The following is a 26,882-nucleotide window of genomic DNA, read 5'->3' on the forward strand; positions in this document are numbered from 1 at the left end:
TATACTTCGGATGCTGCAGATCGAGTTGGCCAGCCGACGTCCCGCCGGTGAATGGCCGCGAAGCATCGCAAGGGGGAGCGTCTTGACAGAAATGCAATCCGCCATCGAGGCGAAGGGCGTAACAAGGGTTTTTCAATCAGCCGGCCTGGAGCCGGTCACGGCGCTGGACAAGGTCTCCGTGACCATCCGCGAGAACGAATTCTTCACCCTGCTCGGTCCTTCGGGCTGCGGCAAGACCACGTTGCTCAGGCTGATTGCCGGGTTTGAGTATCCCACTGACGGCGAGATCCTGCTCTACGGTCAGGACATCGCGCTGCTTCCGCCTTTCAAGCGACCCGTCAACACGGTGTTTCAGAGCTATGCTTTGTTTCCGCACATGACGGTCGGCCAGAACATTGCCTTTGGTCTCGAGATGCTCGGCCGGCCACGGGCTGAGATCGAGGCGCGTGTCGATGCCATGCTGAAGCTCGTGCACATGCAGGAGCTCAAGAACAGGCGCACCAGCCAGATTTCGGGCGGCCAGCAGCAGCGTGTGGCACTCGCCCGCGCGCTCGCCCCGCAGCCGAAGGTGCTGCTGCTCGACGAGCCGCTTTCGGCGCTTGACTACAAGCTGCGCAAGGAAATGCAGATCGAGTTGAAGCGCCTGCAGCTTGAGACCGGCATCACCTTCATCTTCGTCACCCATGACCAGGAGGAGGCGTTGACCATGTCCGACCGCATCGCTGTCATGTCGGCGGGCAAGATCCTTCAGGTCGATTCCCCGTGGGCAATTTACGACCGACCGGCCGACCGTTTCGTCGCCGACTTCATCGGCGAGACCAATTTCCTCACGGCACGGATCGACAGCATCGATGGCGGAAAGGCGAGCGTGACGCTGAACTCCGGTGCGAAGATTTGCGCCACTGTCGCCGAGGGTTTTAAGCCCAACGGCAAAGCCACCGTCGTCGTCCGGCCGGAACATGCCAAGCTCGTCGAGGGCGCCGCAGACATGGCCGGTGTTGTCGAGACCGTGGTCTATTTCGGCACCGACACCCACATCCACGTCCGGCTGCGAGACGGCGACCTGTTCACCGTGCGCCAGCAGAACACGCGCAATGGCGGCTGCGGTTTCGACAAGGGCGAGCTCGTCGGTGTCCAGATCGGCAACGATGCCGCCCAGGTTCTCAAGGATTGAATGATGGGAACCGCCAAGGATATCATCGAACAAGTCAAACGTCGGGACATCCGCTCGCGCTGGCTGCTTTCAGCGCCGGCACTGCTCATCATCCTGTTCGCCGCCGCCGGCCCGCTGCTGATCGTCGTGGTCTATTCGTTCCTCACCCCGGGTTCCTATGGCGACGTGAAATGGCAGTTCTCGACCGACGCCTGGGTCAGCGTGCTGCTCGAACGCGACATGTTCGACGATACATTATCTTTCGCGAGCGCCCATCTGACGATCTTCTGGCGGTCGATCCGGCTATCGGTCGCCACCACGTTCCTGACGCTGCTGCTGGGTTTTCCGACGGCTTACTTCATTACCACGCGGTCGGAGCGAAGCCGGGATTTCTGGCTGTTCCTGATCACGATACCGTTCTGGACAAACGTGCTGATCCGCACTTTCGCCATTCAGGAAGTCATCCGCAACGGCGGCGTGGTCAATTCGTTGCTCGAGTGGAGCGGCATCACCAACCAGCCGCTGCAGCTGATGTATACGGATTTCGCCGTGTTGCTCGGCATGATCTACGTCTTCCTGCCGCTAATGGTTTTGCCGCTCTATGCCAGCATGGAAAAGATCGATTTCCGGCTGGTCGAGGCAGCCTACGATCTCTACGCCACACGCTTCCGTGTGTTGCGGCGGGTGATCATCCCGCTGGTTAAACCCGGCATCATCGCCGGTTCGATCCTGGTCTTCATCCCCTCGCTCGGCGCCTATGTGACGCCACGCGTCATGGGAGGCGGCGCCAACCTGATGATCGGCAATCTGATCGAACTACAATTCGGGCAAGGGCGCAACTGGCCGCTCGGCGCCTCGCTTTCGATCACGCTGATGGCGATCGTCATGGTGGCGATGATGGTCTTCGTCCGCAACGCCAACAAATCGGGAGCCGGTCATGTCTGATGCTGCCCTCACCGACTCCTCTCTCCAGGGCAAGGTTCCCATGATGGCAAACCGCGCGCGTGGGTTCGATGTAAAGCAACAGGGCGGCTTCACCTTCGTCGCTACGCTGTGTTTCTTCGTTCTGTACGTGCCGATCGCCACATTGGTGGTCTTCGCATTCAACGACAACAATTCCACGGCCATCTGGCGGGGTTTCTCCACACGCTGGTTCGAGGCGGCCTGGAACAACAAGCAGGTTGTCGAGGCATCGATCCGCTCCTTCGAGATCGGAGCGATCGCCGCGGTGCTGGCAACGGCGGCGGCAACCATGGCCGCGCTGGCAACGACGCGTACAAAGCCCTATCGCGGGCTGCAGTTCAAATACGCATTCATCAACCAGCCGCTGATCGTCCCGGAAATCGTGCTTGCGGTCGCGCTGCTGATCTTCTTCTCGCGGATCAAGCTGGCGACCGGCTACACCGGCCTTGGCTATCTCGTTGCAGCGCATACGGCTTTCTGCATTCCGTTCGCCTACCTGCCGATCCGGGCGCGACTGGAAAACATGGACCTGTCGCTCGAAGTGGCGGCAGCGGACCTCTACGCGACCCCGTGGAAGTGCTTCAGACGGGTGACGCTGCCCTTGCTCTGGCCGGGCGTGATCGCCGGGCTGATGCTCGCCTTCGTCGTCTCGCTCGACGACGTGGTCATCACCGAGTTCGTCAAATCCGGCGGCCAGGAAACCCTGCCCACCTACATGCTTGGCCAGCTCCGACGCAGCATCACGCCAGAGGTCAACGCCGTCTCGACGATGTTTCTGCTGCTGTCGATCGGTGTCGTGACAATATTTTTCTTTGTCAGCAAGAAACGGGCCTGAGGTCACCGACCGACCGCCCCAATAACGGGAGAACGACAATGAACTGGAGGACGACAGCGGCCATGGCCGCCCTGGTGATGCTCTCTTCGGCGGGCTCGGCATTGGCCGATGGTGAGCTCAACATCTACACTTGGGGCAACTATACCAGCCCCGAGCTGATCAAGAAGTTCGAGGAGACCTACAAGGTCAAGGTCACCATCACTGACTTCGATTCCAACGACACGGCGCTCGCCAAGATCCGCCAGGGCGGACACGGCTTCGACATCGTCGTGCCCTCGGCCAGCGTGGTGCCGATCTGGATCAGCGAAGGCCTGCTCTTGGAATCGCGCCCCGACCAGATGGAGAACTTCAAGAATGTCGATCCGAACTGGGTCAATGTCGACTTCGATCCGGGCCGCAAATATACCGTTCCCTGGCAGTGGGGCACGACCGGGATGTCGGTGAACACATCGGTTTATTCAGGCGATCCCAATACATCAGCAATCTTCCTCGATCCTCCGCCCGAGTTGGTCGGCAAGATCAATGTCGTACCGGAGATGGGCGATATCCTCTACCTTGCTATCACCTATGTCGGCGGCGAATATTGCACCGGCGACAAGACAATCCTGAAAAAGGCCCGCGACAAGCTGGTCGAAGCCAAGCCGAAATGGCTGTCCCTCGACTACGGCGCTGTCGACGGCCTCGGCAGGGGCGATATCCCGGCCGGCGTCAACTGGAACGGCATCTCTTTCCGCCAGCGGCTGCAGAACGACAAGATCGTCTACGGCTACCCGAAGGAAGGCTTTCCGATCTGGATGGACAATGTCGCCGTTCTCAAAGACGCCAAGAATGTCGAGAATGCCAAGCTGTTCCAGAACTTCATCATGGCGCCGGAAAATGCCGCGATGATTTCCGCCTTCGCGCGCTATGCCAACGGCATCAAGGGCTCGGAAGCCTTCATGCCGGCAGACATGAAAGATGCCCCGGAAATCAACATTCCGGCTGCCTTGTTCGACAAGGGCAAGTTCCTGCCGACGTGCCCAGAGGACATTCGCAATCTCTACACCAAGATCTGGATCGATCTCCAGAAATAGCCTGATCTGCGGCAACCCCGGCAACAACGGCCGGGGCTGTCCGCAAGCCGCCATTCGAAAACGGCGGCACACCACACTCAAATTTCAAGCGCGACCGCTGCGATTGCAGGAGACTTTTCATGACTGATCTCGACCTTTGCTACATGCCTGCAAACGAGGCGCTACGCCTATTCAAGGCCAAGAAGCTCTCGCCCGTCGAGCTGATGCAGGCCACCATTGCCCGCGCCGAAGCCACCGAGCCGACCATCAATTGCCTCACCTACACCTATTTCGACGAGGCGATGGACCTGGCCCGCAAGGCCGAAGCGAAATATGCAAAGGGCGCAAAAACCGGGCCGCTTGAAGGCCTGCCGATCGGCATCAAGGACGAGAGCTACATCAAGGGCAAACCGACATCGCACGGCTCGCTTCTGACCAGGGACCAGATCAGCGATCACACATCACCGGGAAATGAGCGCGTCATGAAGGCGGGCGGCATCGTGCATGCCCGCACCGCAACGCCCGAATTCTGCTGCGCCGGCTACACCTGGTCGAAGCGCTGGGGCGTCACGCGCAATCCGTGGAATCCGGATTTCACGCCGGGGGGCTCATCGGGCGGCACGGCGGCAACGCTGGCGGCAGGCACATCTGCAATCGCCACCGGATCGGATATTGCCGGGTCGATCCGCATTCCGGCATCGGCCTGTGGCCTCGTGGGTTTCAAGCCGCCCTATGGCCGCAATCCCGACGAGCCGCCCTTCAATCTCGATTTCTACTGCCACACCGGGCCGCTGGCGCGAAACGTCAAGGACGCGATTCTGCTGCAGAATGTCATGGCTGGGCCAAGTCCACTCGACATCGCCACGCTGCGACCGAAACTGCGCTTGCCGCTCGACTACAAGCCGATCGGCGGCTGGAAAATTGCCTTCTCGATGGATCTCGGTTCGTTTGAGGTAGATGAAGACGTGCGTCGCAACACGCTGGCTGCGTGCGACGTGTTCCGTTCGCTCGGTGCCACGGTGGAGGAAGTCGACCTCGGCTGGGGCGACGAGGTGCTGAAGGCCGGCATGGCCTATCTCGAACATCTGTTCGGTGCATCGCTGTCGCCGCTGCTTGCCGAACACGGCGACGACATGACCAGTTATGCGCGCCAATTCGCCGAGGATGGCCGCGACTCGAAAGCCGCCGACTTTGTCGCCACTCTGGAGGTTGCCGCGAGAATGTACCAGACGCTCGGCCCGCTGCTGGAAAAGTACGACGTGCTGATTTGCCCGACCAATGCGCTGGCCTCGGTGCCGGCAGAGTTCGATCACTCCAAGGACACGGTCGAGATCAACGGCAAGAGCGTCAACCCTTCGCTTGGCTGGGTCATGACAACACCATTCAACATGCAGAGCCGTTGCCCGGTCCTGTCGATGCCGTCCGGCCATGCGCGCAACGGTGTGCCAACCGGCATCCAGATCGTCGGTCGCACGTATTCCGATGCCGACGTGTTCCGCGCTGCGATGGCCTACGAGATGGCGCAGGGCGAATGGTACCTGAACTCCGCAACGCGCCCATCGCTCTGATCCGACGCTTGCGCCAGCGGCTGTCCACGTGACCTTGCCGCTGGCGCTTGATCAACGGCATCAAATGTGATGAGTGAGCGATCGACAGGGCCTTGAAGGCTGGCTGAAGAAGTGCGGGATCGCAATGGCAGAGGTTAAGCGTTCGCGGGCCAATCCCGCCCCCAAGGACCGTCGGCGGGAGCGCGGCGAGGCGAGCGTCCAGCGGATCATCGACGCCACCATCGACCTGATCGCCGAGGAGGGCCTGGCGAGTCTGACGATGCAGCGCATCGCCCAGCAGGTCAACGGGTCCACTGCGTTGGTGGTCTTCCATTTTGGCAGCAAGGAAAACCTGTTCCGGGCTGTCCTCAAATATCTCAGCGAGCAATACGACCAACTCTGGGCAACGCTGGTGCGTGTGCCGGATCGGTCGCCAGTGCAGCGCCTTCTAGGGGCGGTCGAGTGCGCGCAGATTTTCGGACGGCAACATCCGAAATGGGTCTCGGTGTTTGTCGTCTTCGCCAGCGATCGTAAAAGCATGCAGCTCTATCACGAAATCGGCCTGCCCGGCGACCTCGCCTACAACAGGGAATCAAGGGACCTGATCGCCGAAATCGCCCGCGACGGTGGCTACGACAATATCGATCCCGAGGCCCTCTCCGAGGGCCTCAATTATCTGGTCCACGGTGCCTGGTTCTGGGACCACGTCAATCCGACGGCGGCCGATACCGACGTGTTGCGCAAGACGGTGCTGAGGCTGCTGCATCAGGCGTTTCCCCGACATTTCGACCTCGCGCCGGCGTGACCGCTCGCAGAACAGTCGCGTAATGATCGCAGGCACCGATGCCAGCGACGCCACCGTGCTGCGCATGTGCCGGACCGCCGGCTTCCAGGGCTTCACCGATCTCAATGCTGACCGCAACGCAGGCGGTCGTGGTGACCGGCGTTCACATCAATGCTTTGCCTCGCGAAACACGCTTACCAGCCAGTCGATGAACACGCGCACGCGCGGCGAAAGCTGCCGGCTGCGCGGATAGAACAGGGAAACGGGCGTCGGCGTCGGAGGCAACGCCGGCAGCACGACGATGAGAGCGCCGGATTCGAGGTCTTGCTCGACATGGTATCTCGGCACCTGAATGATGCCGAGGCCCTGCTTTGCGGCGGCAACGAAACTTTCGGCCGCATTGACGGAGACGATCGTCGGCAGGGTTTTGTAGACCATCTTGCCGCCGTGCGCGAATTCCAGCGGAATCAGTGAACCGGTCGCAGATGAGCGAAATCCCACCATCAAATGGCCTGCCAGCGCTTCGACGCTTTCGGGCACTCCGTAACGAGCGACATAATCCGGCGATGCGCAAGTGACTTCGTCCAGCACCGCCACACGCCGTCCGATCATGTCGCCGCCCTGCGGCTCGCCGACGCGAAGCACGCAATCTATCCCCTCACGAACGAGGTCCACCAGCCGGTCGCCCTCGCTCATATAGAGCTCGATGCCCGGATAGGAGTTGAGAAATGATGGCAGGTTCGGCAGCACGAAGTGCCGTGCCAGTGTCCCGTGCACGTCAACCCGCAATAGCCCCTTCGGCGTCGCGCCGCCGAATGCGCCTTCGGCATCCTCGATGTCGTCGAGAATCGATATGCAGCGCTGATAATAGGCTTCGCCGTCGAGCGTCGAGCTGACATGGCGCGTCGTCCGCTGCAGAAGCCGCACGCCCAACCGCGCCTCAAGCTGCTTGACGGCATCGGTCACCGTCGATCGCGGCAGGCCAAGATCGTCGGAAGCCAGCGTGAAGCTTTTCCGCTCCACCACCCGGCTGAAGATCCGCATTGCATCAAGCCGATCCATTGTTCGTATTCTCCGCACAGTGACGCCGAATAATGGATGATTATCCGCCCTTTGGATAGTGACATCTTGCTCCTCGTCAACAGGCTCAACGCCACGAAGGAGAACGAAATGTCCGAGAACACAAGCCAGGTCGCAATCATCACCGGCGCATCCCGCGGTATTGGCGCTGCGATTGCCGAGCGCCTCGCAGACGATGGTTTCACCGTTGTCGTCAATTATTCCGGCAGTGCGGCCCCTGCCGAGGAGCTGGTCCGCAAGATCGAGGCCAAGGGCGGGCGGGCGATCAGCGCACAGGCCGACGTCTCCGATGCCGCAGCCGTGGCACGGATGTTCGACTCGGCGGAAGCGGCCTTCGGCCGCATCGACGTTCTGGTCAACAATGCCGGGATCCTGAAGACGATTGCCCTGGCCGACACCAGCGACGAAGAATTCGACCGCCACTTTGCCATCAACACCAAGGGCACGTTCAACACGATGCGCGAGGCGGCAAAGCGGATGAGCAGCGGCGGTCGCATCATCAACTTCTCATCCACGACGCTGGCACTCAACATGCCGGGATATGCTGTCTATAACGGCACCAAGGCGGCGGTGGAAGCCTTCACCCGCGTCTTCGCCAAGGAACTGCGCGGCCGCAACATCACGGTCAATGCCGTGGCGCCCGGCCCGATCGCCACCGATCTCTTCCTCAACGGCAAGAGCGAGGAACTGGTCGCCCAGTTTGCCAAGATGCCGCCGCTCGAACGCCTCGGCCAGCCCGCCGACATCGCCAAGGTCGTCGCCTTCCTCGCCGGCCCCGATGCCGGATGGGTCAACGGCCAGATCCTCCGGGCCAATGGCGGCGTCGCATAAGCAATCCCCTCCAAGCCAGCTCTTAAATCAAAGGAACATGACAATGACCAAGCACGTAATCGTCGTCACCGGGGCATCCAGCGGCTTCGGTGCCATGACAAGCCGCCAGCTGGCGCTTGCAGGCCACACCGTCTACGCCGGCATGCGCGCCACCGAAACCCGCAACGCCAAGGCCGTCGCCGACGCCGCAGCCTTCGCAGCTGAACACGGTGTCGACCTGTGCTCCGTCGAGCTCGACGTCGCCTGCGACGCATCCGTGGAAGCAGGCATCGCCAGGATCATTGCTGAAGCCGGGCGTCTTGACGTCATCATTCACAATGCCGGCCACATGTCTTTCGGGCCGGCCGAAGCCTTCACCCCCGAGCAGTTTGCCCAGCTCTATGATATCAACGTGCTTTCCACCCAGCGGGTCAACCGCGCAGCACTGCCCCATATGCGCAAGCAGGGACGCGGCCTCGTCGTCTGGATCTCGTCATCGAGCACCCGTGGCGGCACGCCGCCATTCCTGTCGCCCTATTTTGCGGCAAAGGCTGCGATGGACTCGCTTGCCGTCTCCTATTCGACCGAACTCTCGCGCTGGGGCATCGAAACATCGATCGTCGTGCCGGGCGCCTTCACCAAGGGCACAAACCATTTCGCCCATTCCGGCTCGCCTAACGACAAGGCGGTGGCGGCCGAATACACCGAAGGTCCCTATAAGGGCGTGCCCGAGCAGGCGCTCAAGGGGCTCGCCGCACTCGAACCAATTGACGCCGACCCGGCAAGTGTCGCCGAAGCAGTGGTTCGCATCATTGACGCGCCATTCGGCACCCGTCCGTTCCGCGTTCACGTCGACCCCTCGCAGGATGGTGCCGAAATCGTCGCCGGTGTCGCCGATCGCGTCCGCATCGAAATGTACCGCAATATCGGCCTTCAGGATTTGCTGAAGCCCGCGCAGTTGATCTGACACTCCTGCCGTCGGCGCTGGTGGTCGGGCTACCGATCATGCGGTTTTCGGGCACCGCCGTGACAATTGCCACCATGTAGCTGATGATCGTCAGCTACATGGCGCTCCGCAACTGGAACTGGCTGGCCGGCGGACAGCAATCGCTGATCGGATTGCCCGGATATGTCCGGCTTTGCCCTCACCTTGCCCCTGGAATTCCCGCGCCACTGCCTACTTTTTGAAAACGACAAAGAAAAAGCGCCTCAAGGGCGCTTCTTTTAAGCCTTTGACTTGGCTTGAAGATCGAATGGTGGGCGTGACAGGGATCGAACCTGTGACCCCTACGATGTCAACGTAGTGCTCTCCCGCTGAGCTACACGCCCATCCGATGGCGGCGCATAGACCACAGTCACTTTCGAAGGTCAATAGCCTTTTTTCGTGACCTGTGAATTCTTTGCGCCGAGGCCTTTGTCAGGCCGCGAGCATCTTGTTGACCTCGTCGACGAGGTCGCGAAGGTGGAAGGGTTTCGACAGCACCTTGGCATCCTTGGGCGCCTGCGAATCGGGGTTCAGGGCGACGGCGGCGAAGCCGGTAATGAACATCACCTTGAGGTCCGGGTCGAGTTCGGTGGCGCGGCGGGCGAGTTCGATGCCGTCCATTTCCGGCATGACAATATCGGTCAGCAGCAGCGAAAAAGGCTCTTCGCGAAGCCGATCATAGGCGCTTGCGCCATTGTCGTAGGAAATGACCTTGTATCCCGCCTTTTCCAACGCCTTGACCAAAAACCGCCGCATGTCGTTGTCATCTTCGGCGAGAAGTATTTTCTGACTCATAATTTTCTTACCCGTGTCGTGCGCAGTGTTCGCGGAATTTGACGGACTATGGAGGGAGTCGGGTAAAAATCCGGTGAATGCATCTGTGGATACTCTGCGCTCACGCTTCAATAGCGGCTTCGCACGTAAATTTGAAGATGCTTATTGTCACTGTCTCACTGGACTTGCCGGCTGCCTGCTGGCAACATGGCAAATCAGCCGCTTCGCCGAAGAAAGGAACGATTGTCCGAATGGTCTGGGATTTCAGGGACGGAGAATTGTTCGAGATCTGGGAGCCAGCCGCACAACGGATTCCCATCATCCTCAATTCGCCCCATAGTGGTCGGGTCTATCCCCGCAGCTTCATGGAAAATTCCCGCCTGGACCAGATGGCCATTCGGCGTTCCGAGGATCACTTCGTCGACGAGCTGTTTTCTTCGGGTGTGCGACTGGGCGCGCCGATGCTGTGCGCCAATTTTCCACGCGCCTATGTCGACGTCAATCGCGAGCCGTATGAGCTCGATCCGAAGATGTTCGACGGGACCCTACCGCCGTTTGCCAATACCGCTTCGATCCGGGTCGCCGGGGGCTTAGGCACCGTGCCGCGCATCGTTGCCGAGAATATGGAAATCTATCGTCAGAAGATGCCCGTGGACGAAGCGCTGACGCGGGTCGAGCAGATCTACAAGCCCTATCACACCGCCCTTCGGCGGCTGATTGCCCGGACCCATACCGCTTTTGGCCGCGCCGTGCTGATCGATTGCCACTCGATGCCTGGCAATATCCGGCTTTCGGGCAGCGGCATCCGCCCGGATTTCATCATCGGCGACCGCTATGGCACGTCGGCCTCGTCCGAATTGTCGCGGCTGGCGCTCAAGCTGCTCGAGGACATGGGTTTTGCTGCGGTGCGTAACAAACCCTACGCCGGGGGCTTCATCACCGAGCACTATGGACGGCCGGCGCGCGGGCTGCATGCCCTGCAGATCGAGATAAACCGGTCGCTCTACATCGATGAAGTGACGCTGAAGAAGAAACCGGAATTTTCGCGGATCGTCGGGGCGATCCAGCATTTTCTCGAGAATTTTGCAGCCGAGATCACCGCCAGCGAAGATACGATCGCTCTTGCCGCCGAATAGGGCGCAGACTTCGCTGAATTTCTGGACTGGCTAAATTTGGACTGGTCAAAAAAGAACCGCGCTCGAAGCGCGGTCAAGTCTAGGGAGGAAACACCCAAGGAGGGCATTTACAGCCGGTAAGGACTGTAAGCAAAAATTACTGCTGCATCGCAAGATAGTCAATAAAAATATCGAAATTTCTGCCTAAAAAATGTGTTCGGAGACTATTTGTCTAAGATATGTGCAGCAGGCGAATTTTTAACCGGTCAAGCCGAGACAACTGTCTTGAAATTGATCGTCTCCGCTCTGTAAGAGAATTCCGAGCCGACCTTGATCGGACCATGCCAGACGGAGAAATTGCCTCAATGCTCCCAGATCGCGCCTTTTTCGACCGACTCGCCGATGCCGCCAAGGCAGAAACCCTGCCGCGCTTCCGTTCGGGCCTGCGCGTGGTCGACAAGGGCGGTCAATACTACGATCCGGTCACTGAGGGCGATCAGGCGGCGGAAACGGCGATCCGCTCGCTGATCGAGGCGAATTTTCCCGATCATGGCATCCTGGGCGAGGAACATGGCTCGGTCGGGCTCGATCGCGAATATGTCTGGGTCATCGACCCGATCGACGGCACGCGCGCCTTCATCTCAGGCGTGCCGGTCTGGGGCACGTTGATCGGCCTTTATCAGAATGGCCGGGCGCGGATGGGCCTGATCGACCAGCCCTTCACGGGCGAGCGCTATTTTGCCGATGGCACGCAATCGCACTATCGCGGCCCCGGCGGCGACAAGGTGCTGAAGACCAGCGGCTGCACGTCACTTTCGAGTGCTATCCTGTTCACCACCTCGCCGCATCTCTTCCAGGACGAGGAGGATCGGCGTTATCGGGCGGTGGAATCCAGGTCGCGGCTGTTCCGCTACGGCACCGATTGCTATGCCTATGCGCTGCTGGCGGCCGGCCATGTCGATCTTGTGGTCGAAAATTCGCTGAAGCCGTATGATGTCGGCGGGATCATCCCTGTCGTTGAGCAGGCTGGCGGCGTCATGACGGCGTGGGACGGCGGCCGGCCAGAAATGGGCGGCACCATCATCGCTGCGGCGACGCCGGAACTGCATGCCGAGGTTTCGGCCATTCTCAACAACTGATAAAGGCGGTCAAATTCCCGTCGAGGCGTCGGAGAAGATCGAGGGGTCGGCTTCCGACCCCGGAATGAAGGCGTCGATCGCTGCCAGTGCCTGGGTGCGGAAGACGTCGCGATCCTGCAGGATCTCATGGGCGGCGCCCGGAATGGTGATCAGCTTGCCTGCCCTGAATTTGCGGGACAGATCTTCATAGGCCGAATAGGGAACCACCTGATCAGCCGAGGGTGCAATCACCAGGCTGGGTACTTCGATGCGTTTGAGAAAGTCGATGGTCATGATGGTTTCGATCGTGTCGATCATGATCGAGATCCAGCGAGCGGTGGGTGGCCCGAGGCCCAGCTTCGGATGTGTCCTGGTGATCAACTGGTTTCGCTCATAGCGGACCGGATCGGACGTGACATTGTTCTGCGCAAAGCTCTTGCCGCGGATGTCGCGGGTAAACTGCGCCCAGCCGAAGCCAAACAGGTTGGCGGTGTTGGCGAGCAACTTCAGCAACCAGTCCGGCAAGCCGATGCCGACCGCGCCGACGAAAGGCGCCAGCAACACCATCCGTTCGATACGGTTGGCCAGATGTGGCGCGGCCTTCAGCGCCACAAGCGCGCCCATGGAATGGCCGAGAATGAAAAAGGGCAGCTTGGTGTCGGGCAGCACGATCGTCTGCAGGAAGACGTCGAGGTCCTTCTCGAGATCGGAAAAGCGCCTGAGATGGCCGCGGCGCGGATTCTTCAGTGGGCGAGGCGAGGCGCCCTGGCCGCGCCAATCGAATGTGGCCACCCACAGGCCCATGTCGTTGAGGTCGCGGATGGTCTCGAAATATTTCTCGATCGTCTCGTTGCGGCCGTGCAGCAGCACCACCGTGCCCTTGGGAAATTGCGAGCCTGAGCGGAACACCGCATAGCGTAGCTCAACGCCGTCGAAGGACTTGAAATAGCCGGCGAAGTGATTGGGCGGGACAGGATTGCCGGGCGAAGCGTTCAGAATATCCAAGGGATGCTCAAATCCGGAAAGTTGGTGCTTAGGTTGTGATTATCACGATTCTAAGCGATGGCGAGAGCAAGTGAGGTATCGCCGGAAGAAAAGCGACCGATAAACGGGTTCTCACAGGAGAAACCGTCTATCGGTCAAAATGAGGACCGGCGTGGAAGGGACGTTTCACACCAGTCACGGGAGGGGCGCTCCCAATGGTGCCTTGATAATCCCCGGCGGCTGAATGCATTCCGAACCAGCCGTTCATCTCGCGTTCATCTTTTGAAATTTGCATTTTGAGGCCTTGAAAGCGGCAATTCCGCTTACCACCTCTTGGAGCACGAGGCGCCGATGACGGGCCTCGCTGAACGGAGCCGCCAGCGCCTGCAAATCAGGGCGGCCGGCTCTTATGACAATCGCAAACGTTGCTCTTGAAGGAGGACACCATGCGTCATTTTGATTTCTCGCCGCTTTACCGTTCCACAGTCGGTTTCGATCGCGTCTTCACCATGCTGGACAGCCTTGCCCAGCCGGAACAGCAGACCTATCCGCCCTACAATATCGAGAAGACTGGCGACAACGCCTATCGCATCTCGATGGCAGTGGCCGGGTTCGACGAAACCGAACTTTCCATCGAGCTCAACCAGCACCTTCTCACCGTGAAGGGCGAAAAAGCCGATGAAAAGAACGAAAACGGCGATCTGCTTTATCGCGGCATTGCCAAGCGCGCTTTCGAGCGCCGCTTCCAGCTCGCCGACCACGTCGAAGTGCGTGCCGCTCACCTGAAGAACGGCCTGCTGCATATCGACCTCGTGCGCGAAATTCCGGAAGCCATGAAGCCGCGCCGCATTGAAATTGCCGGTGCAGCCGGTAACGAAGCGCCGAGGGCTATCGAAGCCCAGGTCGTCAACAACTAATCACTCTCCCCTCGGTGATTAGCAGAAGAGCCCCTTCGGCCCGGCCGGAGGGGTTTTCTTGTTTAGAGAAGGGCGGCCACCGCCTCGATATCCTCGTTGCGGGTCGCAAACGACGTTACGAAGCGATAGATCTTCTCGTTCGACCCAAGCTTGCCATGCATGGAGTCGGGTGTGTCCCATGTACGGATCGGGACACCGGCGTCTGCCATCTTCGCCGCGGTTTCATCATCGATGATGATGAACAGCTGGTTGCCGCCGGTTTCCCAGGCGAGACGCGACGATTTCGACGCCTTGACGGCAGCCGCGAGTTTTGCCGCCATGCCGTTGGAGTGGCGCGCGAGCGTTCGCCAGAGATCGTTTTCCAGCCATTCGTCGAACTGTGCGGAGACGAAGGTGGATTTGGAAAACAGGTTGGCGGCGCGCTTGCGCAGATGCGGCATGTCGATCGCCATTTCCGGCTTGAAGAAGACGATCGCCTCGGCACACCAGCAGCCATTCTTGGTGCCGCCCAACGACAGGATGTCGATGCCCGATTTCCAGGTCATCTCGGCCGGCGTGCAACCGAGCGCGGCAATGGCATTGGAGAAGCGTGCGCCATCCATATGCACTGGGAGTCCGGCTGACTTGGCGATTTTCGACAGCGCCTGGAGTTCATCCAGCGAGTAGATGGTGCCGGCCTCGGTTGCCTGGGTGATCGACAATGCCATCTTCTGGCCGACATGCACGTCCGCGGGATAGCGCGCCATGGCCCTTTCGAGCTGGGTGGTATCCATCTTGCCTTCGGTGCCGCCGGATACGGGGATGAGTTTTGCCCCGCCTGTCATGAATTCGACAGCGCCGCCTTCATGGTGGATGATGTGGGCAGCCGAGTGGCAGAAAATGATGCCGCCGGTCTTCTGGATCGAGGCGAGCGACAGCGAATTGGCTGCGGTGCCGGTGGCGACGAAGAAAACCTTCACATCACGTTCAAACAGTTTTGATAGCTTTTGCTCGACCTGATGGTCGAGTTCGCTTTCGCCATAGGGCGTCCAATATCTGTCTGATTCCCGCACCAGCCGTTCGGAAATAGCCTTGTGGGCACCGGCCCAATTGTCGGACGCAAAATTCACGGTTCGGTTCCTTCTCGTATGCGGCATTTATGGAGAAATCCGTAAAAATAACGGACACCTAGGTGAGATAGCGCAGGCAACAAATTACATTTGCCGAAGATGTCAATAATTTTCGAATAGCGGCTTGCAGGGCGGTGTCGTTTCTGTCATAGAATTGTTGAATTAGGACAGTCATGCTGTCCTATTTTGCTCCATGGATCCTGAAGGCCGGAACACCGGTCTTTAAGAAGCGGTCCGGCCTTCGACACCGGTGGGGAAAAACGGGCGGAGGCAGAAGCCGGCAGCTGCGTGAAGATGGGCCGAGTCTGGCCCGGTAATTGCAGCTTGTTCAGGAAAATGCGAGAATTAAAATCGTTCGCGAGGCGGCCATGGCTGGTCTTGCGGGGCCACATCAGGGTGCCCACTCCGGGCTACCCAGCAGGAGGATCAGAAGATGACGGAATTTACGCCATCACGCGCATTCGGTGAGTTCGAGACCCTGGCGTCCGAGACTGCACTGAAAACGCCCTCTTTCAATGTTGGCCTGCCGAAAAAACAGGGCCTTTACGATCCGCGCAACGAGCACGATGCCTGCGGTGTCGGCTTTGCCTGTCATCTGAAGGGCGTCAAGTCCCACCAGATCGTGCGCGACGGCCTGTTCATGCTCGAAAACCTGACGCATCGCGGTGCCGTCGGTGCCGATCCGCTGATGGGTGATGGTGCGGGGATTCTCGTGCAGATTCCGGACCGGTTCTTCCGCGAAGAACTTGCGACCCAAGGCATCGACCTGCCGCCGGCCGGTGAATACGCCGTTGGCTATTTCTTTATGCCACGCGAAGAAGAAGCACGGGCTCACATCAAGAGCATCATCGCCGAAGTCGTCGCGGCCGAAGGCCAGGTGCTGCTCGGCTATCGCGAGGTGCCGGTCGATAACTCTTCGCTTTCCAAAGCGCCGCACATCGCCGCGACCGAACCGTTCCACCTGCAGGTGTTCATCGGTGCAGGCGCTGGTGTTGCCGACAATGCCGAGTTCGAGCGCCGGCTGTTTACGCTGCGCAAGGTGATCTCCAACCGCATCTATGGCGAGACGCAGGGCGAGGACAACGGGTTCTATATCGTGTCGCTGTCGACCACGACCGTGGTCTACAAGGGCATGTTCCTGGCCTATCAGGTCGGCGCCTATTACAAGGATCTGGCTGATCCGCGATTTGAATCGGCCGTGGCGCTCGTTCACCAGCGTTTCTCGACCAACACTTTCCCGTCGTGGAAGCTGTCGCATCCCTATCGCATGGTCGCCCACAACGGCGAAATCAACACGTTGCGCGGCAACGTCAACTGGATGGCGGCCCGTCAGGCGTCGGTATCTTCACCGCTCTATGGCGACGATATCTCCAAGCTCTGGCCGATCTCCTACGAGGGCCAGTCCGACACTGCCTGCTTCGATAACGCGCTGGAATTCCTGGTGCGCGGCGGCTATTCGTTGGCGCATGCGGTGATGATGCTGATCCCGGAAGCCTGGGCCGGCAACCAGCTGATGGAGCGCGAGCGCAAGGCATTCTACGAATACCATGCCGCCTTGATGGAGCCATGGGATGGTCCGGCTGCGGTCGCCTTCACCGACGGCAAGCAGATCGGCGCGACGCTCGACCGCAACGGCCTGCGTCCGGCCCGCTACATCGTCACGTCAGATGATCGCGTGATCATGGCATCCGAAGCCGGTGTGCTGCCGGTGCCGGAAGAGCTGATCATCCAGAAGTGGCGCTTGCAGCCGGGCAAGATGCTGCTGATCGACATGGAAAAGGGCCGCATCGTTTCCGACGAGGAAGTCAAGCAGCAGCTTGCCAGTGCGCATCCCTATTCGGAATGGCTCGACAAGAGCCAACTGATCCTCGAAGACCTCGACCCGGTGGAGCCGCGCGCGTTGCGTCGCGATGTATCGCTGCTCGATCGCCAGCAGGCTTTCGGCTACACATCCGAAGACACCAAGCTCCTGATGTCGCCGATGGCGACGACGGGCCAGGAAGCCGTCGGCTCGATGGGCACCGATACGCCGATTTCGGCGATGTCGGACAAGTCGAAGCTGCTTTATACCTATTTCAAGCAGAACTTCGCCCAGGTCACCAACCCGCCGATCGACCCGATCCGCGAGGAGCTGGTCATGAGCCTGGTGTCCTTCATTGGGCCGCGGCCCAACATTCTTGACCATGAAGGCGCATCCAAGGCCAAGCGGCTGGAAGTGCGCCAGCCGATCCTGACCAACGGCGATCTCGAAAAGATCCGCTCGATCGGTCACACCGAGGATCGTTTCGACACCAAGACGCTCGACTTCACCTACGACGTCGAGCGCGGCGCCGAAGCCATGCCCGAAATGCTCGATCGCCTGTGCGAGCGGGCGGAATCGGCCGTGAAGAGCGGCTACAACATCATCGTGCTGTCGGACCGCCAGATCGGCCCGGACCGCATCGCCATCCCGGCGCTGCTGGCGACGGCTGCCGTCCACAACTACCTGATCCGCAAGGGCCTGCGCACATCGGTCGGTATCGTCGTGGAAACCGGCGAGCCGCGCGAAGTGCACCAGTTCTGCTGCCTTGCCGGCTATGGCGCCGAAGCAATCAACCCCTATTTGGCATTCGACACTCTGATCGACATGCACAAGAAGGGCGAGTTCCCCAAGGAAGTCTCCGAGGACGAAGTCGTCTACCGCTACATCAAGGCGGTCGGCAAGGGTATCCTCAAGGTCATGTCCAAGATGGGCATCTCGACCTACCAGTCCTATTGCGGCGCTCAGATCTTCGATGCGGTTGGTCTGTCCACCGAATTCGTCGACAAGTTCTTCTTTGGCACCGCGACGCAGATCGAAGGCGTCGGTCTCGACGAGATCGCCAAGGAAACCTTCTATCGCCACGTTGCAGCCTTCGGCCGCGACCCGATCCTGGCGGCATCGCTCGATATCGGTGGCGAATATGCCTACCGCATGCGCGGCGAAGCACATTCCTGGACGCCCGACGTGGTGGCCGAGCTTCAGCACGCCGTGCGCGGCAATGCCGAGGATCGCTACCAGGAATTCGCGCGGCTGGTGAACGAATCCTCCGTTCGGATGAACGCTATCCGTGGCCTGTTTTCGGTGAAGATGGCGGAAGCATCCGGCCGCACCCCGATCGACATTTCCGAGGTCGAACCTGCGGTCGATATCGTCCGTCGTTTCGCCACCGGCGCCATGTCCTTCGGCTCGATCAGCCGCGAGGCACATACGACGCTGGCGATCGCCATGAACAAGATCGGCGGCAAGTCCAACACCGGTGAAGGTGGGGAAGAGTCCGAACGCTACCTCCGCAAGCCCGATGGCACGCTGCCGCTCGAACGCTCGGCGATCAAGCAGGTGGCTTCGGGCCGCTTCGGCGTAACGACCGAATATCTCGTCAATGCCGACATGCTGCAGATCAAGGTCGCGCAGGGCGCCAAGCCCGGCGAAGGCGGCCAGTTGCCCGGCCACAAGGTCGATGCGACGATCGCCAAGACCCGCCACTCGACGCCGGGTGTCGGCCTGATCTCGCCGCCGCCGCACCATGACATCTACTCGATCGAAGATCTGGCCCAGCTGATCTATGACCTGAAGAACGTTAACCCGACCTCGGATATCTCGGTAAAGCTCGTCTCCGAAGTCGGCGTCGGCACGGTGGCCGCCGGTGTCGCCAAGGCACGCGCCGACCATATCACCGTCTCGGGTTACGACGGCGGCACGGGCGCCTCGCCGCTGACCTCGCTCAAGCATGCCGGCTCGCCTTGGGAAATCGGCCTTGCCGAAACCCAGCAGACGCTGGTGCTCAACGGCCTTCGTTCGCGCGTGGCGCTGCAGGTCGATGGCGGTCTCAAGACCGGCCGTGACGTCGTCATCGGCGCGCTACTGGGCGCCGACGAATTCGGCTTCTCGACCGCGCCGCTGATTGCGGCGGGCTGCATCATGATGCGCAAGTGCCATCTCAACACCTGTCCGGTTGGCGTTGCGACCCAGGATCCTGTGCTGCGCAAGCGCTTCAAGGGCACGCCGGAACATGTCATCAACTTCTTCTTCTTCGTTGCCAATGACGTGCGCGAAATCCTCGCCGCCATGGGCTACAAGAGCCTGAACGACATTATCGGCCGCACCGAGCTTCTGGAAAAGGAAGCCGCGATCAGCCACTGGAAGGCCAAGGGTCTCGATTTCAGCAGGATCTTCCACAAGGTCGATGCGCCGATCGAAGCCACGCGCTGGACGACACGCCAGAAGCATCCGATCGACGATATCCTCGACCGCAAGCTGATCGAGGCGGCGATGCCGGCGCTGGAAACCAAGCAGCCGCTGACCATCAATGCCGAAATCAGGAACGTCGACCGTTCGGCCGGCGCCATGCTTTCGGGCGAAGTTGCCAAGCGCTACGGCCAGAAGGGTCTGAAGGACGATACGATCACCGTCAAGCTCACGGGTACGGCTGGCCAGTCGTTCGGCGCATTCCTGGCGCGGGGCGTGACCTTCGACCTGCAGGGCGACGGCAACGACTACGTCGGCAAGGGCCTGTCGGGTGGACGCATCATCGTCCGGCCGCCGGAGAACAGCCAGATCGTCGCCGAGAAGTCGATCATCGTCGGCAACACCGTGCTTTACGGTGCGACCACAGGCGAATGCTACTTCCGTGGTGTGGCCGGTGAACGTTTTGCCGTCCGCAACTCGGGCGCCATCGCTGTGGTCGAGGGTGTGGGCGACCACGGTTGCGAATATATGACCGGCGGCGTGGTTGTCGTCATCGGCGAGACCGGTCGCAACTTCGCAGCTGGCATGTCCGGCGGCGTGGCCTATGTGCTTGATGAAAGCAGCGATTTCGCCAAGCGCTGCAACATGGCAATGGTCGAGTTGCAGCCGGTGCCGGAAGAGGATGAGTTGCTCGAGAAGCTGCACCACCATGGCGGCGACATTGCCCATATGGGCATGGTCGACGTCTCCGGCGACATGACGCGCCACGACGAGGAGCGGCTCTTCCAGCTGATCTCCAACCATGCGCACTACACCGGCTCGACCCGCGCCAAGGAAATTCTCGACAATTGGCCAGCCTTCCGGCCGAAGTTCCGCAAGGTCATGCCGGTCGAGTATCGCCGTGCGCTAGAGGACATGGAGCGGATGAAGATGCAGGAGGCGGCTGAGTAATCAGCTGCGTCATCCAGACACAGCATGAATTGGGGTATCCTGAGCATTCAGGATGAGGCTAAAAGACTGGCTGCGCTCTGCAGCGACTTTAAGGCAGGATGAGTATGGGCAAGGTAACGGGTTTTCTTGAAATCGACAGGCAGGTTGGCAAGTACCAGCCGGCCTCGGACCGAATTCGTCATTTCCGCGAATTCACAATTCCGATGTCGGATCAAGAAGTGGAAAAACAGGCCGCCCGCTGCATGGATTGCGGCATTCCCTTCTGCCACGGCCCGACGGGGTGTCCGGTGCACAACCAGATCCCCGACTGGAACGATCTCGTTTTCAACGGCAAGTGGGAAGAGGCGATCCGCAATCTTCACTCGACCAACAATTTCCCGGAATTCACCGGCCGCGTCTGCCCCGCGCCCTGCGAGGAAGCCTGCACGCTGAACCTCGAAGACGTTCCTGTCGCCATCAAGACCGTCGAGCAAGCAATTGCCGACAAGGCCTATGAGATGGGCTACATCGTGCCGCAACCGGCAACGATGAAGAGCGGCAAGTCGGTCGCGGTCATCGGCTCGGGTCCCGCTGGCATGGCTGCTGCCCAGCAGCTTGCGCGTGCTGGCCACAATGTCAGCCTCTACGAGCGCGAAAGCCGTCCGGGCGGGTTGCTGCGCTACGGCATTCCCGACTTCAAGATGGAAAAGAATTTTATCGACCGCCGCATCGAGCAGATGAAGGGCGAGGGCGTCACCGTTCATTGCGGCGTCAATGTCGGCGTCGACGTCAAGATGGAGACGCTGCTCGCCGATTATGACGCGGTGCTTTATTGCGGTGGTTCGGAAACCCCGCGTGATGCCGGCATTCCGGGCGTTGATTTCGCCGGCGTCCATGATGCCATGCCCTATCTCGTGCAGCAGAACCGTCGCGTCGGCCGTGAAAACATCGAAAGCGTCGGCTGGCCGTCGGCGCCGATCCTGGCCGGTGGCAAGCATGTGGTCGTGGTCGGTGGTGGCGACACCGCATCGGACTGCGTCGGCACGGCATTCCGCCAGGGTGCAGTCCGCGTCACCCAGCTCGACATCCGCCCGCAGCCGCCGGAAAAGGAAGACAAGCTCGCCGTGTGGCCCTATTGGGCAACCAAGATGCGTACCTCGTCGTCGCAGGCCGAAGGTGCCGCTCGCGAATTCCAGGTTGCAACACTCGAGTTCGTCGGCGAAGATGGCGTGCTGACCGGCGTCAAGGTCTGTCACGTCGATGAGAAGCGCAAGCCGATCGCAGGCACGGAATTCGTGATCAAGGCCGATCTTGCCTTCATCGCCATTGGCTTTTCCGGTCCGTTCCGCGATAGCCTGATTGCCGATCTCGGCGACAGCCTGACCCTGAATACCGATCGCCGTGGCTCGACCAACGTCGTTGCCAACGACAAGGACTACAAGACGTCGGTCGACAAGCTCTGGACTGCCGGCGACATCCGCCGCGGCCAGTCGCTGGTGGTCTGGGCGATCCGCGAAGGCCGCCAGGCGGCCAGCGCCATCGATGAAGCGTTGATGGGTTCCACGACGCTGCCGCGTTAAAAATATGCAGCTTCAGCCCGCCGGCTTTGCCGGCGGCGTCCATTTGTAGTCGTCGACGCGGCCCTCGGGCGCGTCGCCGGTCTCGCCCTTGCCGACCAGCAGATCGCGAGGGGAGAGACCCGACGGCTTAGGCACAAGGCTGCCGTCCAGCAACGCGCCCGATCCATCCAGTTCCGGGTCCAGGAAACTGATTGGCGGCACGCTGATGATGTTGACCGCAGTCGGCACCTTTGCTGCATCCTCCAGTGGCAGGTTGGCAGCATCGAGCCGGATCAGGTTGGCAATCTCATCTGTGCCGAGCAGCCGTCGCAGGTCCTTTTCAAGATAGAAAGCCATCTTGCGCTTGCCGGCCTTGGTCAGGCTCAAGCCGTCGGAGCCACGCAGGCGCACAGGCTGGCCGTTCATGTCGGAGCCGCTGGCGATGAACTTGCCGTTTTCGTCGGCAAATCCATCCCAGATATCGATGAAAGTGCCGCCGGCCATTTCGACCTTGCTACGGTAGAAGCTGTTGAAGGTGGCGGCGTCGGCCGAAAGCGAGGGCGACTGGAATGCCGGTAGCCCGGTCCAGATGAAGGGCACCTTGTTTTTCGACATCACAGCAATCAGTGCCGAGACGCGCTTTTCGTATTCGGCATTCCAAGCTTCGGATCGGAATTTTTCCTTTGTGCCGTTGACCGTCATCTGCTGACGGTCGTTGGTGCCGATCATGACGACGACGAGCGCGGGCTTCAATTCGCCGATCCTGGTCTCGAGCGTCACCGGCCAATCCAGATGATCGGCGCGGACAAGGCCCGATGAGCCGTCGGCACCTTTTTCAATCGCAACAGACGGATCATTCTCCACTGCCATCGTCAGCCCATCGGCCAATGCGGAAGCCATGAAGTCGCCTATGACGAGCACCTTCTTGGCATCCGGTGCCTTCTGGACCGCCGTTTCCACTTCAACGACGGAGGAACGGGAGGAGGAGTTGGAGGAGTTGGGAGTATTGCGCTGTACGACCGAGTTTCTCGGCTTGCGCTTTTTTCTGGGCTGGTTAAACACCGGCCGCTGGATCTGCATGCGTGGGCGATTGCGCCGGAAAATCATGTCGATGATCGAGCGTCGCTCGCGATATTCCTGTGCATGGGCCTGTTCGGCGGCAAAGAACACGGGCAGCGGCAGAGCGAATGAAAACGCCACGACAATCGTCAATAGCAGCCGAAGCGGTGCAAAAACGCGGTTCCCATGCGACGGGCGTGTCATGGTTTGAATTCCTCGATGTTCCTGCCACGTCGAAAGGCCGGATTTCTGTCCGGCCTTTGCCAATCACCAGATCATACGGCGAAACGGTCTATTTCTGCAAGGCGCGCAGCAGTTGCTCGGACGGCTGGCCGTCCTGGGTCATGCCGAACTGGGCCTGGATCGCCGAGATCGCCGCTTTCGAGCCGGAGCCGAAATTGCCGTCGATCTCGCCATCATAATAGCCCATTTCCTTCATGCGCGACTGCAGTTCGAACTTCTGCTTGACGTCGAGCGTGCCTTGCGGGCGTGGCCAATTCTGCTTCAAGCCGCCGTAGCCGGCGATCTCGTCGGCCAGCATGCCAACCCCCATCGCATAGGAATCAGCGGCATTGTATCTCTTGATGACGTAGAAATTCCTGGTCATCAGGAAGGCCGGTCCGTTGGCGCCGGCGGGAAGCTTCAGCGTGGCGCGGTCCTTGCCGTTCTTGAAGCTCTTGCCGTTCGGGCGGAGGAAACCGAGGCTTGCCCATTCGGCGAGCGACTTGGACTTGCCGGCGTATTTTTCGGCATTTGCACCCACGGTGACCTCGTAGCCCCAGGTCTTGCCGGCCTGCCAGCCATTCTTCTTGAGAAGATTAGCCGAAGTCGCCAGTGCGTCGGGGATCGAGTTCCAGATATCGCGCTTGCCATTGCCGTCGGCATCATAGGCGTAGATCAGGTAGCTCGTCGGGATGAACTGGGTGTGACCCATGGCCCCAGCCCAGGAGCCGGTCAGCTGTTTGGGCGAGACATCGCCGTTCTGCAGGATCTTCAGCGCCGCGATCAACTGGGTTCGGGCGAATTTGGCACGCTTCTTGTCTGTATAGGCCAGAGTAGCCAACGCGCGCGGAACATTATGCAGCTTTTCCGGTTTATCGAGCACCGCACCGTAATTGCTTTCCATCGACCAGATGGCCAGGAGAACATATTTGTCGACGCCGAAATGCCGCTCGATCGCGTTGAGGGTCGCGCCATGCTGGCGCAGCATGTCCTTGCCAATTCCGACGGTGTAGGGGTTGACGCGGCTGTCGAGATATTCCCAAATCCGGTGCTTGAACTCGGGCTGATAATTGGCCTTTTCGAGCACAGTGGGGTCAGGTTCTGTAATACCCTTGAACGCCTTCACATAGGTCGTGCGGCTGATCCCGGCCTTGGCGGCGACAGGATAGAAGGAATTGATCCAATCGACGAAGCCCTGATCGGCGCGGGCGGGAGATGAAAAGAGCAGGCCGGCCACCATCGCGATCGGCAACAGGCTTCGTATCAATCGATTCTTGCGGTCATTCTGCATGGCTACAACCCGGTCTTGATGCTTCCTGGGGGCCGGCGACGCCGGCTCAAACCGACAAATTACAGCAGCGAAGTCAACAAATTCTTTACCATGGAAAATGCACTCGGTCACTTTCATTAAAAAACAATAGCAAATAGAGTTTAGAACGTGACAGAGAAGCAAAAATCCGTCTCGGCATATGGAGAAAAAAGTGAGTTTTGGAAAAGTCAAAAAGGCAGTTTTTCCCGTCGCTGGTCTTGGTACCCGCTTCCTTCCGGCAACAAAGGCCGTCCCAAAGGAAATGATGACGGTGGTGGACAAGCCGGTTATTCAGTACGTTGTTGATGAAGCCACCGAAGCCGGCATCGAACACTTCGTGTTTGTTACGGGTCGCGGCAAGGCAATCATCGAAGACTACTTCGATATACAATTCGAACTGGAAGCGACGCTGAAGGCGCGCAACAAGAAGGCCGAGTTAACGATTCTCGAATCAATCCTGCCAAAGGCAGGTGCCGCGAGTTTTACCCGCCAGCAGGAGCCGCTCGGCCTCGGCCATGCCGCCTGGTGCGCGCGTGACATCGTCGGCAATGAGGCTTTCGCGCTGTTGCTGCCCGACATGATCATGAAGTCCGATGTCGGCTGCATGAAGGGTATGGTGGATCTCTTTGCCATCAGCGGCGGTAACGTCATCGCGGTCGAGGAATGTGCGCCCGAGCTTGCGCATCGCTATGGTATCGTCGCTACCGGCGAACAGGTCGGCGCTGGTTTCCAGATCACCGGCATGGTGGAGAAGCCTGCGCCGGGAACGCAGCCGTCGAATTTCTTCATCAACGGCCGCTACATCCTGCAGCCGGAGATCTTCAAGATTCTCGAGACGCAGGAACGGGGTGCCGGCAATGAGATCCAGCTCACCGATGGCATGCTGAAGCTCTTGAAGCAGCAGCCATTCACCGCCTATCACTACAGGGGCGCGACCTACGACACGGGTGCCAAGGACGGGTTCATCATGGCCAACGTGGCTTTCGCGCTTGATCGGCCCGATATCCGTCCGCTGGTCGAAGCCGACCTGAAGGCGCTGGTCGCAGCCCTCAAATAACAACAAAAGCCGCCTGCCGATCGGATTTCGGCAGGCGGTCTGTTTGCTTCTCGCCATGAATTGAACCGCGTGCCCGAAAAGGCGCGCGGTTTTCTGCTTAGTGGAGGCTGCCATCCAACATGGTTGCGCCGATCGGCACGTGGCCGTAGGGATCGATGTCCATGGTAACGGCACCGAAGGCATGCCCGGCCACATGCGCATCGCGCTTGGCCTCGGGGTGGAATTCATGCAGTTCGGAGGCGAGATCGAAGGCTTCCGCTGCGCTCGAATGGGCGATGGTCGCCGAGAAGGTCGCATTCTTGATCGTCAATTCGCCGGGGTTGACCTGGGCAACGTCGATCTTGCCACCAGCCCTTTCCAGCGCAGCCTTGCCGTTTTCAAGCCGTGATACCGTCAGCCCGAGCAGCGAGAGATAATCTTGTCCGAATTTCTGTTGCGGCACCGAGCGCACATGGCGCGCCAGCGAGTCGTTGAGCTTGCGTTCGGCCCAGCCGAGCCGTTCTGCAGATTTGAGCAGATGGCCGACGGGTTCCGCTGTGGTCGCCTGCAGGTCGTCGATCTCGAACAGACAATCGCTGTCGACATGCACGTTCTGGAAGCTCGCCTGGTTGTCGCGCAGCCGCATGCCCGGCGTCATGCGCGGCAGGAAACAGACTCCTTCGCCACCCGAGGGCAGGGGGCTGATGATGACGATGAAATCGGCATGGATCATGTCCTCGGTCGCCTCGACCGAACCGTTGAGGCGCCAGCCCGGCTTGCCGAGCTCCGGCAACAAGGTGGCGGCATTGCCGTTGATGGCATCCGCGAGGTGAAAGATGTCGCCAGCCAGCGCCCGGCCATGGAAATAGCTCGCCGGACCGTTCGCCGCCAAGTCGCGGAGCAACTCGACGCAATAGAGGTGGTTGGACAGATACGTGGCCGCAAGCTTGTTGGCAGCGGCAACCTTCAGGACAATTTCGCCCAGCACCGCATTCGAAACGTCGGCTCCGCCCGAATCGGACGAAACGGAAATTCCGAGCATGCCGGAACCGGCGAGCATGCCCGCGATGGCACGCGCATTCAGTTCATGCGCTGCACTCGCATCAGCGAAAGTCGCGAGGCGCCGAACGATATCGTGAACGCTGTCAAATGCTTCGGCTTCGGAGCCGATGATCGGGGCGGTCATCCGGACTTTCTCCGGCAGGCGTGAAACTGTTCCCATGAGGAGTCCCTTTCAGGTCTGTTTGGAGTGACGACGCGAACGCTTCAAAAGCACACACTCGATATATATTATAGATAATGACCGGATTGGCAAGCTGGAAGGCATGCCCTTC

21 protein-coding genes and 1 tRNA gene are annotated in these 26,882 nt (G+C 60.0%); 14 read left to right on the plus strand and 8 right to left on the minus strand.

The window, feature by feature from the left end; all coding sequences use genetic code 11:
- The first annotated feature begins 91 nt into the window (after window positions 1–91).
- The 6 genes from ACXHRN_RS01475 to ACXHRN_RS01500 all read left to right on the plus strand — a co-directional run bounded on the left by ACXHRN_RS01475 (window position 92) and on the right by ACXHRN_RS01500 (window position 6,355).
- Entirely contained in the window at window positions 92–1,174 is a 1,083-nt protein-coding gene (locus ACXHRN_RS01475; RefSeq protein WP_488641790.1) for an ABC transporter ATP-binding protein, read from the plus strand.
- Between the two features lie 3 nt (window positions 1,175–1,177).
- Complete coding sequence (locus tag ACXHRN_RS01480; protein WP_488641791.1) at window positions 1,178–2,098, plus strand: ABC transporter permease; 921 nt, start codon at window positions 1,178–1,180, stop codon at window positions 2,096–2,098.
- A gap of 43 nt (window positions 2,099–2,141) precedes the next feature.
- Window positions 2,142–2,951, plus strand: coding sequence for an ABC transporter permease (locus ACXHRN_RS01485; protein ID WP_488641792.1), 810 nt, complete (start codon window positions 2,142–2,144; stop codon window positions 2,949–2,951).
- Window positions 2,952–2,989: 38 nt separating this feature from the next.
- A complete protein-coding gene (locus ACXHRN_RS01490; protein WP_488639589.1) occupies window positions 2,990–4,024 on the plus strand; it encodes an extracellular solute-binding protein in 1,035 nt (344 codons plus the stop codon).
- A 119-nt stretch (window positions 4,025–4,143) separates the two neighbouring features.
- The gene (locus ACXHRN_RS01495; protein ID WP_488639590.1) at window positions 4,144–5,571 is read left to right on the plus strand and encodes an amidase; all 1,428 of its coding nucleotides are present in this window, start codon (window positions 4,144–4,146) and stop codon (window positions 5,569–5,571) included.
- Window positions 5,572–5,695: 124 nt separating this feature from the next.
- Entirely contained in the window at window positions 5,696–6,355 is a 660-nt protein-coding gene (locus tag ACXHRN_RS01500; RefSeq protein WP_488639591.1) for a TetR/AcrR family transcriptional regulator, read from the plus strand.
- Between the two features lie 147 nt (window positions 6,356–6,502).
- Here ACXHRN_RS01500 and ACXHRN_RS01505 read toward each other — a convergent pair whose 3' ends face one another.
- Window positions 6,503–7,396 carry a LysR family transcriptional regulator gene (locus tag ACXHRN_RS01505; RefSeq protein WP_488639592.1) on the minus strand — a complete coding sequence of 298 codons (894 nt, stop codon included), beginning with the start codon at window positions 7,394–7,396 and terminating at the stop codon, window positions 6,503–6,505.
- A 108-nt stretch (window positions 7,397–7,504) separates the two neighbouring features.
- On the opposite strand from ACXHRN_RS01505, the gene ACXHRN_RS01510 reads away from it, so the two are divergent.
- Entirely contained in the window at window positions 7,505–8,245 is a 741-nt protein-coding gene (locus tag ACXHRN_RS01510) for an SDR family oxidoreductase (RefSeq protein ID WP_488639593.1), read from the plus strand.
- Window positions 8,246–8,288: 43 nt separating this feature from the next.
- Complete coding sequence (locus tag ACXHRN_RS01515) at window positions 8,289–9,191, plus strand: SDR family oxidoreductase (RefSeq protein ID WP_488639594.1); 903 nt, start codon at window positions 8,289–8,291, stop codon at window positions 9,189–9,191.
- 287 nt (window positions 9,192–9,478) lie between these two features.
- On the opposite strand, the gene ACXHRN_RS01520 is transcribed toward ACXHRN_RS01515, so the two are convergent.
- Both ACXHRN_RS01520 and cpdR1 read right to left on the minus strand, forming a co-directional pair.
- Window positions 9,479–9,553 (minus strand) — tRNA-Val (locus ACXHRN_RS01520).
- Window positions 9,554–9,641: 88 nt separating this feature from the next.
- A complete protein-coding gene (gene cpdR1, locus ACXHRN_RS01525; RefSeq protein WP_488639595.1) occupies window positions 9,642–10,004 on the minus strand; it encodes a response regulator CpdR1 in 363 nt (120 codons plus the stop codon).
- Between the two features lie 230 nt (window positions 10,005–10,234).
- On the opposite strand from cpdR1, the gene ACXHRN_RS01530 reads away from it, so the two are divergent.
- Both ACXHRN_RS01530 and hisN read left to right on the plus strand, forming a co-directional pair.
- Entirely contained in the window at window positions 10,235–11,119 is an 885-nt protein-coding gene (locus ACXHRN_RS01530) for an N-formylglutamate amidohydrolase (RefSeq protein ID WP_488639596.1), read from the plus strand.
- A 344-nt stretch (window positions 11,120–11,463) separates the two neighbouring features.
- Window positions 11,464–12,237 carry a histidinol-phosphatase gene (hisN, locus tag ACXHRN_RS01535; RefSeq protein WP_488639597.1) on the plus strand — a complete coding sequence of 258 codons (774 nt, stop codon included), beginning with the start codon at window positions 11,464–11,466 and terminating at the stop codon, window positions 12,235–12,237.
- A gap of 9 nt (window positions 12,238–12,246) precedes the next feature.
- Here the strand turns inward: hisN and ACXHRN_RS01540 are convergent, their stop codons facing one another.
- The gene (locus tag ACXHRN_RS01540) at window positions 12,247–13,221 is read right to left on the minus strand and encodes an alpha/beta fold hydrolase (RefSeq protein ID WP_488639598.1); all 975 of its coding nucleotides are present in this window, start codon (window positions 13,219–13,221) and stop codon (window positions 12,247–12,249) included.
- 425 nt (window positions 13,222–13,646) lie between these two features.
- Between ACXHRN_RS01540 and ACXHRN_RS01545 the strand changes: the two genes are divergently transcribed.
- On the plus strand, window positions 13,647–14,117 hold the full coding sequence (locus tag ACXHRN_RS01545; protein ID WP_488639599.1) for an Hsp20 family protein: 471 nt from the start codon (window positions 13,647–13,649) through the stop codon (window positions 14,115–14,117).
- Between the two features lie 62 nt (window positions 14,118–14,179).
- Here the strand turns inward: ACXHRN_RS01545 and ACXHRN_RS01550 are convergent, their stop codons facing one another.
- Window positions 14,180–15,226 (minus strand): threonine aldolase family protein, encoded by a 1,047-nt coding sequence (locus tag ACXHRN_RS01550; protein WP_488639600.1) that lies wholly within the window; start codon window positions 15,224–15,226, stop codon window positions 14,180–14,182.
- Between the two features lie 433 nt (window positions 15,227–15,659).
- Between ACXHRN_RS01550 and gltB the strand changes: the two genes are divergently transcribed.
- Entirely contained in the window at window positions 15,660–20,384 is a 4,725-nt protein-coding gene (gene gltB / locus ACXHRN_RS01555; RefSeq protein WP_488639601.1) for a glutamate synthase large subunit, read from the plus strand.
- Window positions 20,385–20,488: 104 nt separating this feature from the next.
- Entirely contained in the window at window positions 20,489–21,943 is a 1,455-nt protein-coding gene (locus tag ACXHRN_RS01560; protein WP_488639602.1) for a glutamate synthase subunit beta, read from the plus strand.
- Between the two features lie 12 nt (window positions 21,944–21,955).
- Here ACXHRN_RS01560 and ACXHRN_RS01565 read toward each other — a convergent pair whose 3' ends face one another.
- Together ACXHRN_RS01565 and ACXHRN_RS01570 are read right to left on the minus strand one after the other, a co-directional pair.
- Entirely contained in the window at window positions 21,956–23,185 is a 1,230-nt protein-coding gene (locus tag ACXHRN_RS01565) for an SGNH/GDSL hydrolase family protein (RefSeq protein ID WP_488639603.1), read from the minus strand.
- An 88-nt stretch (window positions 23,186–23,273) separates the two neighbouring features.
- Entirely contained in the window at window positions 23,274–24,443 is a 1,170-nt protein-coding gene (locus ACXHRN_RS01570; protein WP_488641793.1) for a lytic murein transglycosylase, read from the minus strand.
- A 241-nt stretch (window positions 24,444–24,684) separates the two neighbouring features.
- Between ACXHRN_RS01570 and ACXHRN_RS01575 the strand changes: the two genes are divergently transcribed.
- Window positions 24,685–25,569, plus strand: a complete 885-nt coding sequence (locus ACXHRN_RS01575) for a UTP--glucose-1-phosphate uridylyltransferase (protein ID WP_488639604.1) — start codon at window positions 24,685–24,687, stop codon at window positions 25,567–25,569.
- Window positions 25,570–25,666: 97 nt separating this feature from the next.
- On the opposite strand, the gene ACXHRN_RS01580 is transcribed toward ACXHRN_RS01575, so the two are convergent.
- Window positions 25,667–26,770 carry an acyl-CoA dehydrogenase family protein gene (locus tag ACXHRN_RS01580; protein WP_488639605.1) on the minus strand — a complete coding sequence of 368 codons (1,104 nt, stop codon included), beginning with the start codon at window positions 26,768–26,770 and terminating at the stop codon, window positions 25,667–25,669.
- Window positions 26,771–26,882 lie beyond the last annotated feature (112 nt).

The organism is Shinella sp. OV683 (assembly GCF_057787725.1).

Bases quoted from the DNA above. Each gene is read 5' to 3' on its own strand.
- ACXHRN_RS01475 (WP_488641790.1), top strand. From the start codon at position 92: ATGCAATCCGCCATCGAGGCGAAGGGCGTAACAAGGGTTTTTCAATCA.
- ACXHRN_RS01480 (WP_488641791.1), top strand. From the start codon at position 1,178: ATGGGAACCGCCAAGGATATCATCGAACAAGTCAAACGTCGGGACATC.
- ACXHRN_RS01485 (WP_488641792.1), top strand. From the start codon at position 2,142: ATGGCAAACCGCGCGCGTGGGTTCGATGTAAAGCAACAGGGCGGCTTC.
- ACXHRN_RS01490 (WP_488639589.1), top strand. From the start codon at position 2,990: ATGAACTGGAGGACGACAGCGGCCATGGCCGCCCTGGTGATGCTCTCT.
- ACXHRN_RS01495 (WP_488639590.1), top strand. From the start codon at position 4,144: ATGACTGATCTCGACCTTTGCTACATGCCTGCAAACGAGGCGCTACGC.
- ACXHRN_RS01500 (WP_488639591.1), top strand. From the start codon at position 5,696: ATGGCAGAGGTTAAGCGTTCGCGGGCCAATCCCGCCCCCAAGGACCGT.
- ACXHRN_RS01505 (WP_488639592.1), bottom strand. From the start codon at position 7,396: ATGGATCGGCTTGATGCAATGCGGATCTTCAGCCGGGTGGTGGAGCGG.
- ACXHRN_RS01510 (WP_488639593.1), top strand. From the start codon at position 7,505: ATGTCCGAGAACACAAGCCAGGTCGCAATCATCACCGGCGCATCCCGC.
- ACXHRN_RS01515 (WP_488639594.1), top strand. From the start codon at position 8,289: ATGACCAAGCACGTAATCGTCGTCACCGGGGCATCCAGCGGCTTCGGT.
- cpdR1 (WP_488639595.1), bottom strand. From the start codon at position 10,004: ATGAGTCAGAAAATACTTCTCGCCGAAGATGACAACGACATGCGGCGG.
- ACXHRN_RS01530 (WP_488639596.1), top strand. From the start codon at position 10,235: ATGGTCTGGGATTTCAGGGACGGAGAATTGTTCGAGATCTGGGAGCCA.
- hisN (WP_488639597.1), top strand. From the start codon at position 11,464: ATGCTCCCAGATCGCGCCTTTTTCGACCGACTCGCCGATGCCGCCAAG.
- ACXHRN_RS01545 (WP_488639599.1), top strand. From the start codon at position 13,647: ATGCGTCATTTTGATTTCTCGCCGCTTTACCGTTCCACAGTCGGTTTC.
- gltB (WP_488639601.1), top strand. From the start codon at position 15,660: ATGACGGAATTTACGCCATCACGCGCATTCGGTGAGTTCGAGACCCTG.
- ACXHRN_RS01560 (WP_488639602.1), top strand. From the start codon at position 20,489: ATGGGCAAGGTAACGGGTTTTCTTGAAATCGACAGGCAGGTTGGCAAG.
- ACXHRN_RS01565 (WP_488639603.1), bottom strand. From the start codon at position 23,185: ATGACACGCCCGTCGCATGGGAACCGCGTTTTTGCACCGCTTCGGCTG.
- ACXHRN_RS01570 (WP_488641793.1), bottom strand. From the start codon at position 24,443: ATGGTGGCCGGCCTGCTCTTTTCATCTCCCGCCCGCGCCGATCAGGGC.
- ACXHRN_RS01580 (WP_488639605.1), bottom strand. From the start codon at position 26,770: ATGGGAACAGTTTCACGCCTGCCGGAGAAAGTCCGGATGACCGCCCCG.